Here is a 12,377-nt window from a genome sequence, read left to right as displayed (position 1 = left end):
TGACAAACTACACTCCGACCTCTCCAAATGTAACAAAAATGTGTCAAAAACTATCTCCCGACATACTGTTTTAGGACTGAATCAACTGCTCCGCCATACATCTCACCGAAAATATTCAGATGAACAAGCAAGTAATACAACTGATATAACGGTTTTACGTCCTCATAGTCAGCCATCAGCGGAAAGCGCTCTTTATAGGCATGATAAAAATCAGCGGAATACCCGCCAAAAAGCTCGGTAAACGCCAGCTCGAAATGACGGTCCCCATAAAGAAATGACGGATCAATCACATACGGTGTTCCGCCGGCACCAACCAACCAGTTACCACCCCATAAATCACCATGCAGATAGGACGGGGCAACATCGTCCGGAATCCACTTGTCCAGATCATTAATCAGTTTTTCCAGCCGGTCTCGCCGCTTACCCGTGATGCTCTTTTGATTGATTCCCTGCTTCAACTGCGCGGCCAGCCGGCGGTCACGGTAATATTCCACCCAGCTGTCGAACAACCCATTCGGCTGGGGGAGTAATCCAATGAATGTATCATCCGAAAAACCGTGCTGTTCGCCGGTTGTCTGATGCATTTGTGCAATCCGGTCTCCCAGCATGCTTTCGGTTTGCGCTGTTTTTGAGCCTTCCACCCATTCCAACACTAGATAGGCACTTCCTTTTTTATCGGAATACGCCAAAACATCCGGCACGGAAATGGAATTTGTTTCCCCGATTCGCTTCAGTCCTTTTGCTTCCAGCTCAAAAAATCGCTCCGGTGCGTCCGGATGAAATTTAATGAAATATTTCTGCTGCTCCGTCTCTATAAAATAACTTTCATTGATGGAGCCGCCATGCGATTGTTTTACTGTTAAGGCTTTTGTATCATCGCCCGCCTCATATAGTGCTGTTTCAATAACCGTATTCATCATACACCTCCGAGTACATCGTTTTACCCTCCATTATCGGGAAATTATGTCAATTCATCAAGCGTTTGATGAATCAGCCGGATTTCGTTTAAAATTCGTTCCTGCTCTTCATCTGAATCAGCTTCTGCACCCATCAGTTGTGTCAAACGCAACTGGAGCTCACGAACTTTTGGTGAAACCGTATCTGGATTGTGGACATGAGCTTCATACTCATCATAAGCACCATCGTAGATCACCAATTGTTTCGCCCCGAGATCAATAATCCTGTTGGCGACTTTCCGGATCAGGTATCGATCGTGTGAAACGACAATCAGTGCTCCATCGTATGATACAAGCACTTCTTCGATAATTTCTCTGGTATCTACATCCAAAAAGTTCGTTGGTTCGTCGAGTACAAGCAAATTTGCATCACTGAAATACAAGCGGATAAACGCAACGCGGCACTTTTCCCCCATGCTCAAGGAAGCAATTTTTTTGAACACGTTTTCCCTGGAAAATAAAAAACAGCCAAGGATTGTCCGTGCTTCCGTTTGCGTCATATCGGGCAGCGCTAACATACTGTCCAGAATCGTCATATCATCATCCAGGTTATCAAGTTCCTGGGCAAAGTAGCCGATTTTCGTGTGCGGATTCCGTTTTGTGAAACCTGTGTCAGGTGCCAAACGACTGGTCATCAATTGAAGCAGCGTTGATTTTCCCGATCCATTCGGGCCAATAACACCGACACGATCACCGCGATTCACAGAGAAGTTTAACGCGGAAAATAACGGCATTTCCTTTTCATAGGAAAACGACAAATCTTCTACATACAACAGCCGCTTCGCCGAAAATTGAGCATCATCAAGTTGGAAGTTTATCCTCTTATCCGGTTCCGGTTTTTCCACTTTGTTTTGATCCAGCCGCTCCAACTCTTTTTCCTTCGCCCTGAATCTGGACACATTTTTCTTTGCCTTGGACCGGGCAAAATCGTCCTGTCCCGCCGCTTTATGTGCCTGATGAAACCATTTTTGATAATTTTGGATCGTCTGTAATAATTCCTTCCGCTGCTGCTCCTGTTTTCGGTACTGGGTTTCCTGTGTCTTCCATTCCAATTCCTTTTGCTCACGGTATGCGGTATAACCGCCTTCATATCGCTTGCATCCATCGGCACTCAAATCATAAATTGCATCCGCTGTCCGGTCCAGAAACTGCCGGTCATGCGACACATACAGAGCTGCGCCAGAGTATTTGGCAAGCCATGATTCCAGCCACTCTATCGTTTCCTTATCCAGATGATTTGTCGGTTCATCCATCACAATGCATTCCGGCTGTTGCAATACCAGCCTTGCTAACTGTGCACGTGTTTTTTGCCCGCCGCTCAATTGGTTATATGTGCTATTCCACACCGACTGATCCAAATTCACTTGTTGAAGTGCTGCTTCTGTTTCCTGATCCAACTGATAGCCATCCAGTGTCAAAAATTGATTATAAACTTCGCTGTATCTTTCCATGTCAAAATCAGATTGCATCTGCAAATGATTCAGTTCTTTTTTTAATTGATATCGCTCCCGGGAAGCACTCTGGACAAAATCCATCACGGTAATTTCTGATTTGATTACCAATTCCTGCTCCAGTATGGCCCACTCGTCAACAGGGACAAACTGCTGGACAGACCCTGCATCAAATTGTGTTTTCCCAAGCAGTCCGTTGAGCAATGTTGTTTTTCCGACACCATTTTGCCCGAAAAGTGCTACATGTTCACCCTTCTTCAATTCAAGATTAACATTTTTAAAAAGGGTTACACCGTTCCAATCTTTACTGAGCTTATTTGCCTTAAAAATAAACATATCCATACCCCCATGAAATCAGTCTCTGCCTGAGAACAATCAACATGGACATATGGATATACCAATCCGTAAAATATTGTCACCAAGCCTTTTGGTGACAACCTAGTTACATTTGTGCAGGCAAGAAAGTTTTATACTTCCCCGCCTCCCAAAAAGACTATCCGGTATAAGCATACGTATCCCCATTGTTTTCTGCGGGCAGAAACATTCGTTTGAGTTGATTCAAACTTTTTTGGAAATACGCAGCTTACTTCATTGTCGGATATATCCTCCTTTTCGTCTCATTTCCTTTATCATAGCGATTGGATGAACTGCTGTCAAATCAGTTTTTTTCCTGCCACATCTTCATTGGGTTGTCCTGCCTATCTTCCAATGGCATGTGAATCAATTTAAAAGTGCGTTCTTCGTTTGGTTTCTTAAGGTCTTCATAAATTTCTTTTGACTTTCCAAGGCCGGCATCTTGTGCATCGTCAACTGTTGCACAATAATACACTTCTGTGATTCCGGCAAACTGCATCGCGGTCAGACACATCGGGCATGGCTCACCACTCGCGTACATTGTGTATCCTTGCAGAACCGGTGTGTGCATCTTTTTCTGCGCCCGACGGATGGCAAGCATCTCCGCGTGTCCACTGACATCGAAATGCTTATGCAATTCATTTACACCTTCCGTTACCAGCTTATTGTTTTTTACCAAAACTGCACCAAACGGCTGTCCGCCATCCTGCACATTTTTTGCTGCCAATTCAACGGCCCGCTGCATGAATTTGTCCAATTTGGATCCTCCTTTTTCTATGTATTTTATATGGATTCCCGGAATATATCTAATCGAATCAGCATTTCATCACCAGGATGGACACGTCACTCAATGCCTTTAGTGCATGCCGTTCGTATGGTTCCATATACAGGACCTTTTCCGTACTGATAATATATGGTTCGCCGGATACCGTGAATTCCACCTCTCCGCTTTTCACGAAGATAAAAACATGCTTGGGTGAATCATGCTCCTTGATTTCTTCGCCTTCTTTAAGTTTAATATGCATAATTTGCCTGTGTTCTTCCTGAAAAATTTTAGAACCCTGTTTCGGTTTTGCAATCGTATGGTCCACTGGCAATACTTGCATTTTTTCACAGCCTTTCAATTTTTTTCATAAATCAAGTATACCAAACAAATCAGATTATACCGTGACTGTAATCACATATATAAACTTCTAAATTTCAGATCCGTTCATATTGATTAATTATACGTAATCCGCTACAATCTAATTGATAATAATTTTCATTTATTGAGCAAGGGGGAAACAAAATGGAGAATATAAAACAATCAACCGACCTCGCGACAGCCATCCGTGAACGCCGCGCTGTCAAAAAAGGCTATAATAATAAACCGGTTACCGAAGAAACAGTCATGGAATTATTGGAAGATGCAAGTTGGGCGCCTACCCATGGCATGCGGCAGCCATGGCGATTTATTTTTGTCGGTCCGGAAGAGAAAGAAGCATTCGCTGAAAAAGTCGCTGCCACATATCCGGAAGAACGGCAGGAAAACCGCCGTCAATACTTGAGTGAGCCAACCGCGTTCCTCGTCGTTGTAATGGATGAACCGGACAATCAGAAACAGTGGGATGAAAATTTCGGGGCAACCGCCTGCATGATTCAAAATTTCTGGCTGCTGGCCTGGGAACAGAAGCTCGGCGTCGTCTGGAAAACCAATCCGCACATTTATGATCCAGCAGTTAAAGAGATTTTGAATGTCGAGGAAAACGAAAAGATCGCTGGGTTCCTGCACCTTGGTTATTTCGATGAAGCTCCGGTCAAAAAAGACAGACTACCAGTTCAGGAGAAATTCACAAAATTTAAAGCGTAGAATGAAAGAGTGCCAGTTTTTTGTGGCACTCTTTCGTGTATTTGGAAGCAGACAGAGGTTTGTCCCATACGAGTGAATATTTTTGCGCGTATGGTTGATGTTTCGGTTAAGTCCGTATAATTGTGTAAAAGCGAAATAAGAAAGGGCCATATTAATTCCTATGATACAATGTTTTCAACCACAAAAACATAAGGAGGAATTAATGATGACCCAACTACATTTTAACCTAAACATGGACAAGTTAAAAGATGAGATTATGAACTCCAATATGAACGCTATCTATAAATCAACAGCTGTATTAATTCTGAATGAGTATATGGAAAAGGAACGGGATGAATTTTTGGATGTTCCGCCATACGCCCGTACTGGTAGTTCACGTGATTATCGAAACGGCTATTATGAAAGAGAATATTTGATGAGTATTGGAAAGGTCAAGTTACGGGTTCCACGGACTCGCAGCGGTGAGTTTTCACCAAGTATTTTTGAAAAGTATCAACGCTGTGACCAGGCTTTCGTTCTTGCCCTGCTTGAAATGGTGGTGAACGGGGTCTCCACACGCAAGGTTCGAAATGTAGTAGAAGAATTGTGTGGAGAGAGCGTATCCAAGTCCTTTGTATCATCGCTTACAGAGAAACTAGACCCTATCGTCAATAAATGGGCGAATCGAAATTTGGCAAACACCTATTATCCGTACATTTTTGTAGATGCCATGTATATCAAAGTTCGCGAGCATCGTAAGGTTGTATCCAAAGCTGTCTACATTGCGACAGCGATAAGCGAGGATAACCAACGGGAAGTGCTCGGATTAAAGGTTGACCATACCGAAAGTTACGAAGCTTGGAAAAGCTTTTTAAAAGAGCTGAAAGGCCGGGGGCTGCATTCACCAAGACTTATGATTTCAGATGCCCATAAAGGGCTCAAAAAAGCAATACAGGAGGAATTCCTCGGAACCTCATGGCAACGCTGCACCGTTCATTTTAAACGAAATATTGTGGATCAACTGCCAAAGAAGGGTATGTCAGAGGTAATCACGGGGTTAAAACGGATTTTTAAAGCCGTTACACCAGATGACGCAAGAAACTTCAAGGAGGAGTTCGTCACGCGTTACGAAGAAGATCCAAAGCTAAATCAAGCACTTAAGACATTGGAAGAAGGCTTCGATGATGCCATTCAGTATCTCAATGAAGAAGAGAAATATCATACATTCATACGCAGCACGAATTCATTGGAACGCCTAAATGAAGAAGTTAGAAGGCGGGAAAGAGTCATTCGTATATTTCCGAATACACAATCCGCCTTCCGTCTAATTGGCGCAGTACTAATGGATTATGAAGGGCAACAAAAGAATAAAAAAAGGTTTATTCGAAACAAAAGTTGAAGAGGATTCCAGCGCGCGAAAATTTGATGTGGTGGGAAGGGCCCTTCCCACCACATCAAATTCACATAAATACCATCATAAGGTTGAAAACTTGTATTGGACTTTTACACATAGATAAGGACTTGACTATGTTTCGCTCGTGCGGTTGATGTTTTGCTCATACGGTCGATGTTTTGCTCGTACGGTTGATGTTTTCCTCATGCGGTCGATGTTTTCCTTGTGCGGTTGATGTTTCGCTCGTGCGGTTGATGTTTCCCCTGTGCGGTAGATGTTTCACTCATGCGGTTGATGTTTTCCCTGTACGGGATGTGGACATCCGTTTGGTAGGTGATAACGATAGAATATTATGAGCGACAGCAAATGTATTTGCCAAAAGAACTATTAGAAGCGACCATGATTTTGCGAAAGAGGTTTTTAATAAAGGCTGCAAAACTATATAAGTTTTACAGCCTCCCATTCCCACTATTAATCTTCCCAGACAGCGCTTTTCAGCTTGCTGTTCTTCTGGTGGCGGTCGATGGCCAGTTCAATTAAACGATTGATCAATTCCGCATACGGGATCCCGCTCACTTCCCACAGCTTTGGATACATGCTGATTTTCGTGAAGCCTGGCAGTGTATTCACCTCGTTCACGTACACTTCACCGTCTTCCTTCAAAAAGAAATCAACACGAGCGAGTCCTTCACATTCCAGCGCCTGAAATGCCGCAATTGCAGCCTCCTGAATGTTTGCAACAATATCTTCCGGAAGATCTGCCGGTATTTCCAGTTTTGCGCCGCTTTCATCGATGTACTTCGATTCATAGGAATAAAATTCGGTTTGCGGTAAAATTTCACCAGGAACTGACGCCGCCGGATCTTCATTTCCCAGTACGGAACATTCGATTTCACGTCCGACAAGCGTTTCCTCAATTACAATTTTCCGGTCATATTGAAAAGCTTCATCGAGGGCCTGCTCAAACGCTGCCTTTTCCGCAACTTTGCTGACACCGACAGAGGAACCCTGATTTGCCGGTTTAATAAACATTGGGACACCAAGTTCATCTTTCAGTTTAGCAAAATCAATTTGATTCCGATTGAAACTAGAAAACGCTCTTCCCTTCGCAACGTTCACGCCTGCATCCTTTAACAAACGTTTGGCAACATCTTTGTCCATACACACGGCAGAACCTGTCACACCAGATCCGACAAATGGAAGATTCGCAAGACGCATCATCCCTTGCAGACTGCCATCTTCGCCAAGTGTACCATGGACAATCGGGAATACGACATCGAGCTGGTCGAGCAAACCTGCATTTGCCGAGTGAATCAGCTGATTATGATCCTGCCCCGGAACAATTGCCACGGTGTCATTCGATTTGTTCAGGCTGATCAGTTTCGGGTTCTCCGCATTAATTAAGTATGATGACTGGTCATTTATATGCCATTTTCCCTGTTTATCAATCCCAAGCAGTACAACATCGTATTTATCTTTATCAATTGCATCCACAATATTTTTCGCTGATTGCAGTGATACTTCATGTTCTGCGGATTTTCCGCCGAAAATAATACCGACCTTCTTCTTTTCCATCGTCAGAACTCCTTCTTGAAAATCATATATACCTAATTTAGCACAATAAGGGTTGTTTAAAACAGTGAAAAATGAACAGTCTGAAATTTTTAGCAAAAAACTCTTGACTTCTGTGGTAAATTCCCCTATGATTATTTTCAATAACTTTTATACGAACGGCAAAGACGAAGATTAGTAATCTGCTGGAACACTTCAGAGAGTTGGCGGACGCTGCAAGCCAATGGTTACCGACAGACGAATGGACTTCCGAGCCCCAAACCGAACTTATTTTGTACAGTAGGCTTTGGCGGACGATCCCATCGTTACCCGGGATGAATATGAAGCATATGCTTTATATTGCCAAAGTGAGCTGTTCTCAGCTAATAAAGGTGGCACCACGGGTCCCCCCGTCCTTTCCAAGGATGGAGGACCCTTTTTTATTTCCATAATAATTTCATACGCTAAATCGTTAAGTAAGAGAAGTAAGCTGTATTGCAGCGTAACAGAGAACCGGTGATGGTGAAATACCGGTACGTGAATGGCAGCTGAATGGACTTACGAGAGGTTTCCTGAACATCAGTACGGAAACACGGAGTTCCGCCGTTACACGGATAGGATATACGGGAACAGGGTTGACCCTCCCCTGTTTCCACGTATCTGAAATGAGAAGAAGAATTTTTCTTTAAATAGAGGTGGCACCACGGTCACAATCGTCCTCTGCAAATGCATGCTATGCGTTTGCAGAGGATTTTTTTAGCATAAAAAGTATAAAACTTTCTTGCATAAGCGCAATTAAGACCGTTACCTAAAGGGTTAGGTTTTCTAATAATTAAGCTTATATAACAAAATGAATGCTAGATTTTTCCAATACCAAAAAGGAGCTGATCTGTATGAACACAAAAACATTACCGTGCAAATTTTCCGAGCATAATGCCGATATGCTGACGCCTATTGGAATATACAACAATCTGGAAGGGAACAAAAAGTTTCTGCTGGAAAGTTCATTCCAGCATGAAGCGAACGGAAAATTTTCCTTTATCGGAGCAAATCCATATCAGGAGATTGTCGGTAACCAAGATGAGACAACGATTAGCGATTACAACAAAGCGACCGCAACAACTCGTCATGAGCCGATTGTATCTGCCTTACAAGAGATTTTTCCTAAAAAGGATATTCATCTCCCTTTTCCATTTTTCGGTGGGGCAATTGGTTATTTGGGATATGATGCGGTTCGTCCTTTTGAAAATATAGGTGAAGAGCTGCCTGACGAAGTAAACATGCCGGATGCACATTTCATGCTATACAAGGATGTTATCGTATTTGATCACCGAAAAGATAAAGTTTACCTGGTTGCAACAAACTTGGATGAACAGCCGGAACAAAAATTGGATGAACGACTTGAACAACTGGAACAGGCATTAATTCCAGCCGCTAGCGTTAATCAGGTGCATGATGTTGAAGTTAATTTTCAGCCCAGTATTGATAAAGAACAATTTATGCGCAATGTGGAAATCGCCAAAGAGTATATTGAACAGGGCGAGGTCTTACAAGTCGTATTGTCACAACGGATGATAGCAGCAGTAAACGGGGACTCGTTTTCACTTTACCGGAAACTGAGAAATGCGAACCCTTCCCCATACATGTTTTACATCGATTTTGACGATTATGTGCTGCTCGGTTCTTCACCCGAAAGCCTGCTGAAATCGGAAGACGGAAATATTGTTACAAATCCGATTGCTGGAACACGGCCGCGGGGACGTTCACGGGATGACGATAATGCACTCGTTAAGGATCTTGTCACTGATAAAAAGGAAATTTCCGAACACCAGATGCTGGTTGATTTAAGCCGGAATGATTTTGAACGTGTCTGCAACAAGGACACGATTACGGTGCCTGCATACATGCATGTGAAAAAATATGAACACGTCATGCACATGGTATCGGAAGTGCATGGCGAACTGAATCCATCGCACTCAAGTATTGATGTCCTGCTTGCCTGCTTACCTGCCGGCACAGTATCTGGAGCACCAAGAACACGGGCTATGCAAATTATTAATGAACTTGAAAATACCAGGCGTGGTGCTTATGGCGGCGGGATCGGCTACATCAATTTTAATCATGATTTGAATTTTGCCCTGGCCATCCGCTCCCTTATGATTAACGACAACAAGGCATATTTGCAGGCTGGTGCTGGCATTGTACTGGAATCTGATCCGGAAAAAGAGTACTACGAAACCATGCACAAGGCACGGTCATTAATGGAAATTGACGGCGTAAAAAACTAATCAAACTGAAAGGAGATTTTTCCATGAAACAATATCTTGAAAAATTACTGAATAAACAGGATTTGACGGCAGAGGAGATGAAAGACGCTGCAACGAACTGTTTTTCACCGGAAACCAGTGACAGTGAACTTGCTTCATTTTTAACCGCATTACGAGCTAAAGGTGAAACTTCCGAGGAAGCAGCCGGGCTTGCAGCAGTGATCCGCGCACAATCCAGCGAGACTACCAACACACTGACTGATGTTATGGATAACTGCGGTACTGGGGGCGATTACTCAAACAGTTTTAATATCAGCACGACTGCTGCATTTGTGATTGCGGGTGCGGGAATTAAAATTGCCAAGCACGGCAATCGGAGCATCTCCAGTAAAACCGGGAGTGCTGACGTCCTGGAGGAACTGGGTATTTCCCTATCCTTTTCGAAAGATCACGTTGAAAAAGTTTTACAAGAAAATAATATCGCCTTTTTATTCGCTCCACACGTTCACCCCGGCATGAAGCGGATTTCAAAAGTCCGAAAAGAGCTTGGTATACCTACCACATTTAATCTGATTGGTCCGCTGACAAACCCGGTCAATCTGGATTCACAGCTGCTCGGTGTATATCGCCGTGACATGCTGCCAATGCTTGCCGAAGCACTGAATCAGATGGGTAGAAAACGAGCCGTCGTTGTACATGGTGCAGGCAATATGGATGAAGCATCCCTTTCCGGCGGGAACCATATTACACTGCTGAATGATGGTGAAATCACATCATTTACATTGCACCCGGCTGATGTCCGCTTACCGGTATATGCTAATGCAGACATCCGCGGTGACACTGCCAAAGAAAACGCAGCGATTTTACGCGGTGTTTTAGAGGGTAAACGCGGAGCCTACTTTGATACGGTGCTGCTTAATGCGGGACTTGGCATTTATGCAAACGGAAAAGCATCCACCATTTTCGATGGCATTGAACTGGCACGAGAAAGCATCGAAAGCGGCGCTGCACTGGAAAAATTAAACTATCTTGTTAAATACAGTTCAGCCGTTGCAAAGGAGGCAATCTAAGGTGACCATTTTAGATAAAATCATCACTGAAAAAGAGAAAGAGGTAAAAGCGCTGAAACTGGAAACGGCTGAAACGACTCCTGTTAAGCCTAAATCCGTTCCGCGTATTGCTGATTCTTTTCGCAACACAGATACAATGAATGTCATCGCCGAAATCAAACGTGCCTCCCCTTCCAAAGGATCAATTAATTTGGAAGTAGATCCGGCTGAACAGGCAAAGAAATATGAGGCATGTGGTGCCGGGGCAATTTCCGTTCTGACTGATAAAACATTTTTCCAAGGATCAATGGATGATGTACGAAACGTCCGGGAGGCAGTTGACCTGCCAATCCTTTGCAAAGACTTTTTTATTGATACTGTTCAGATTGATCAGGCCAAAGCGGCAGGTGCCTCGATCATTCTATTGATTGTTGCAGCCCTGTCACCGGAAAAGCTGAAGGAACTGTATGAATATGCGACGGATCAGGGATTGGAAGTTCTTTGTGAAGTACACGATGAGGAAGAAATGAAACAGGCAATTGCACTCGATGCAGCAGTCATGGGAATAAATAACCGGGACCTGAAAACATTTAATGTAAGCTTGGACACTTTTGGACAGCTTGCATCCATGGTAACCAATCCGGAAACAGTGCTGATCAGTGAAAGCGGCATTAAAACAAGGAGCGATGTATTTCACGTCCAAAACAATGGTGCAAAAGGAATTCTTGTTGGCGAAACATTGATGCGTGCTCATAATTTAGCTGCACAATTCGAGGCGCTTAAAGTCCCGATATCGAAAGAAGGCCCTGCAAATGCTCGTTAAAATCTGTGGTATCCAAACAAAAGAAGCTGCGCATACGGCCGCGGATGCCGGCGCTGATTTTATCGGATTTGTGTTTGCAACGAGCAAACGGCAAATCACCCCGGAGCAGGCAGCTGAACTTGGGGCCGGCCTCCCTTCTTCAGTCCGGAAAGTCGGTGTTTTTGTGAACGAAACAAAAGAGGCAATTGAGCGGACTGCTGAAATTGCCGGCCTGGATGTGATTCAGCTGCATGGGGATGAAACACCGGAATTTGTAGCCGAACTTTCTTACCCGTTTATCAAGGCCAAACCGATGACCGATGAGTTTACATCAGCAGCTGCAGCATTTCCTGGCGAATTCCTTTTGGTTGATAGCCCGCGTGGTCCTAATCGTGGCGGAAATGGTACAACATTTGATTGGAAGTTACTGTCTGACAGTGGACTTGATCCAAATAAAATTATTTTGGCCGGCGGACTCAATGCTGACAATGTGCAGGAAGCAATTACGGCAGTCAACCCGGCTGGCGTCGACGTTTCCAGCGGCGTGGAAACGGATGGACAAAAGGATGCTGGCAAGATTGTCCGTTTTGTCCAAAAGGCAAAAGCGAAATCCTGATAGAAAGCGGAAAGTTGCTAATAGAACATCAAAGGTTACTGATAGAACCGGGATAATTCCTGATAGAATCCCTAAAGTTGCTGATAAATAAACTAAACTGACCGATAAAC

Annotated in this window: 11 protein-coding genes and 2 other annotated features; of the genes, 6 read left to right on the top strand and 5 right to left on the bottom strand. The window is 43.8% G+C overall.

Going from position 1 to position 12,377, the window contains the following annotated elements; genetic code table 11:
• Positions 1 to 50 precede the first annotated feature (50 nt).
• The 4 genes from HUX68_RS15340 to HUX68_RS15325 form a co-directional block, all read right to left on the bottom strand.
• Positions 51 to 917 carry a fructosamine kinase family protein gene (locus HUX68_RS15340; RefSeq protein ID WP_174615630.1) on the bottom strand — a complete coding sequence of 289 codons (867 nt, stop codon included), beginning with the start codon at positions 915 to 917 and terminating at the stop codon, positions 51 to 53.
• 44 nt (positions 918 to 961) lie between these two features.
• A complete protein-coding gene (gene abc-f / locus HUX68_RS15335; RefSeq protein WP_174615629.1) occupies positions 962 to 2,743 on the bottom strand; it encodes a ribosomal protection-like ABC-F family protein in 1,782 nt (593 codons plus the stop codon).
• A gap of 322 nt (positions 2,744 to 3,065) precedes the next feature.
• On the bottom strand, positions 3,066 to 3,518 hold the full coding sequence (locus tag HUX68_RS15330) for a nucleoside deaminase (RefSeq protein WP_174615628.1): 453 nt from the start codon (positions 3,516 to 3,518) through the stop codon (positions 3,066 to 3,068).
• A gap of 58 nt (positions 3,519 to 3,576) precedes the next feature.
• The gene (locus HUX68_RS15325) at positions 3,577 to 3,867 is read right to left on the bottom strand and encodes a cupin domain-containing protein (protein WP_174615627.1); all 291 of its coding nucleotides are present in this window, start codon (positions 3,865 to 3,867) and stop codon (positions 3,577 to 3,579) included.
• 182 nt (positions 3,868 to 4,049) lie between these two features.
• Here HUX68_RS15325 and HUX68_RS15320 point away from each other — a divergent pair, with 182 nt between their 5' ends.
• Together HUX68_RS15320 and HUX68_RS15315 are read left to right on the top strand one after the other, a co-directional pair.
• Positions 4,050 to 4,610, top strand: a complete 561-nt coding sequence (locus HUX68_RS15320) for a nitroreductase family protein (RefSeq protein ID WP_174615626.1) — start codon at positions 4,050 to 4,052, stop codon at positions 4,608 to 4,610.
• Positions 4,611 to 4,815: 205 nt separating this feature from the next.
• On the top strand, positions 4,816 to 5,988 hold the full coding sequence (locus tag HUX68_RS15315; protein ID WP_174616484.1) for an IS256 family transposase: 1,173 nt from the start codon (positions 4,816 to 4,818) through the stop codon (positions 5,986 to 5,988).
• 465 nt (positions 5,989 to 6,453) lie between these two features.
• On the opposite strand, the gene ddlA is transcribed toward HUX68_RS15315, so the two are convergent.
• Positions 6,454 to 7,557 (bottom strand): D-alanine--D-alanine ligase, encoded by a 1,104-nt coding sequence (gene ddlA / locus HUX68_RS15310; RefSeq protein WP_174615625.1) that lies wholly within the window; start codon positions 7,555 to 7,557, stop codon positions 6,454 to 6,456.
• A gap of 152 nt (positions 7,558 to 7,709) precedes the next feature.
• Positions 7,710 to 7,954 (top strand) — a binding site (T-box leader).
• Between the two features lie 42 nt (positions 7,955 to 7,996).
• Positions 7,997 to 8,257: a binding site (T-box leader), on the top strand.
• Positions 8,258 to 8,426: 169 nt separating this feature from the next.
• On the opposite strand from ddlA, the gene trpE reads away from it, so the two are divergent.
• Genes trpE through HUX68_RS15290 form a run of 4 tightly spaced genes read left to right on the top strand, consistent with a single transcriptional unit; the run spans position 8,427 to position 12,267 of the window.
• A complete protein-coding gene (trpE, locus tag HUX68_RS15305) occupies positions 8,427 to 9,821 on the top strand; it encodes an anthranilate synthase component I (RefSeq protein WP_174615624.1) in 1,395 nt (464 codons plus the stop codon).
• 23 nt (positions 9,822 to 9,844) lie between these two features.
• Positions 9,845 to 10,870 carry an anthranilate phosphoribosyltransferase gene (gene trpD, locus HUX68_RS15300; RefSeq protein WP_174615623.1) on the top strand — a complete coding sequence of 342 codons (1,026 nt, stop codon included), beginning with the start codon at positions 9,845 to 9,847 and terminating at the stop codon, positions 10,868 to 10,870.
• A gap of 1 nt (position 10,871) precedes the next feature.
• Positions 10,872 to 11,672 carry an indole-3-glycerol phosphate synthase TrpC gene (gene trpC / locus HUX68_RS15295; protein WP_174615622.1) on the top strand — a complete coding sequence of 267 codons (801 nt, stop codon included), beginning with the start codon at positions 10,872 to 10,874 and terminating at the stop codon, positions 11,670 to 11,672.
• Positions 11,662 to 12,267: a phosphoribosylanthranilate isomerase gene (locus HUX68_RS15290; RefSeq protein ID WP_174615621.1), complete on the top strand. Its 606-nt coding sequence runs from the start codon at positions 11,662 to 11,664 to the stop codon at positions 12,265 to 12,267. The genes trpC and HUX68_RS15290 overlap by 11 nt, the downstream gene beginning before the upstream one ends.
• The last annotated feature ends 110 nt before the right edge of the window (positions 12,268 to 12,377 follow it).

The organism is Virgibacillus ihumii (assembly GCF_902726655.1).
GTDB lineage: Bacteria > Bacillota > Bacilli > Bacillales > Amphibacillaceae > Lentibacillus > Lentibacillus ihumii.
The sequence above is the reverse complement of the archived record's forward strand: the minus strand, read 5'-3'. Positions and strand labels throughout refer to the sequence as shown.

What these genes read in the sequence shown, in the direction of transcription:
- trpE (WP_174615624.1), top strand. Translation starts at nt 8,427, where the DNA reads ATGAACACAAAAACATTACCGTGCAAATTTTCCGAGCATAATGCCGAT.
- trpD (WP_174615623.1), top strand. Translation starts at nt 9,845, where the DNA reads ATGAAACAATATCTTGAAAAATTACTGAATAAACAGGATTTGACGGCA.
- ddlA (WP_174615625.1), bottom strand. Translation starts at nt 7,557, where the DNA reads ATGGAAAAGAAGAAGGTCGGTATTATTTTCGGCGGAAAATCCGCAGAA.
- HUX68_RS15315 (WP_174616484.1), top strand. Translation starts at nt 4,816, where the DNA reads ATGACCCAACTACATTTTAACCTAAACATGGACAAGTTAAAAGATGAG.
- abc-f (WP_174615629.1), bottom strand. Translation starts at nt 2,743, where the DNA reads ATGTTTATTTTTAAGGCAAATAAGCTCAGTAAAGATTGGAACGGTGTA.
- HUX68_RS15340 (WP_174615630.1), bottom strand. Translation starts at nt 917, where the DNA reads ATGAATACGGTTATTGAAACAGCACTATATGAGGCGGGCGATGATACA.
- HUX68_RS15320 (WP_174615626.1), top strand. Translation starts at nt 4,050, where the DNA reads ATGGAGAATATAAAACAATCAACCGACCTCGCGACAGCCATCCGTGAA.
- HUX68_RS15325 (WP_174615627.1), bottom strand. Translation starts at nt 3,867, where the DNA reads ATGCAAGTATTGCCAGTGGACCATACGATTGCAAAACCGAAACAGGGT.
- HUX68_RS15290 (WP_174615621.1), top strand. Translation starts at nt 11,662, where the DNA reads ATGCTCGTTAAAATCTGTGGTATCCAAACAAAAGAAGCTGCGCATACG.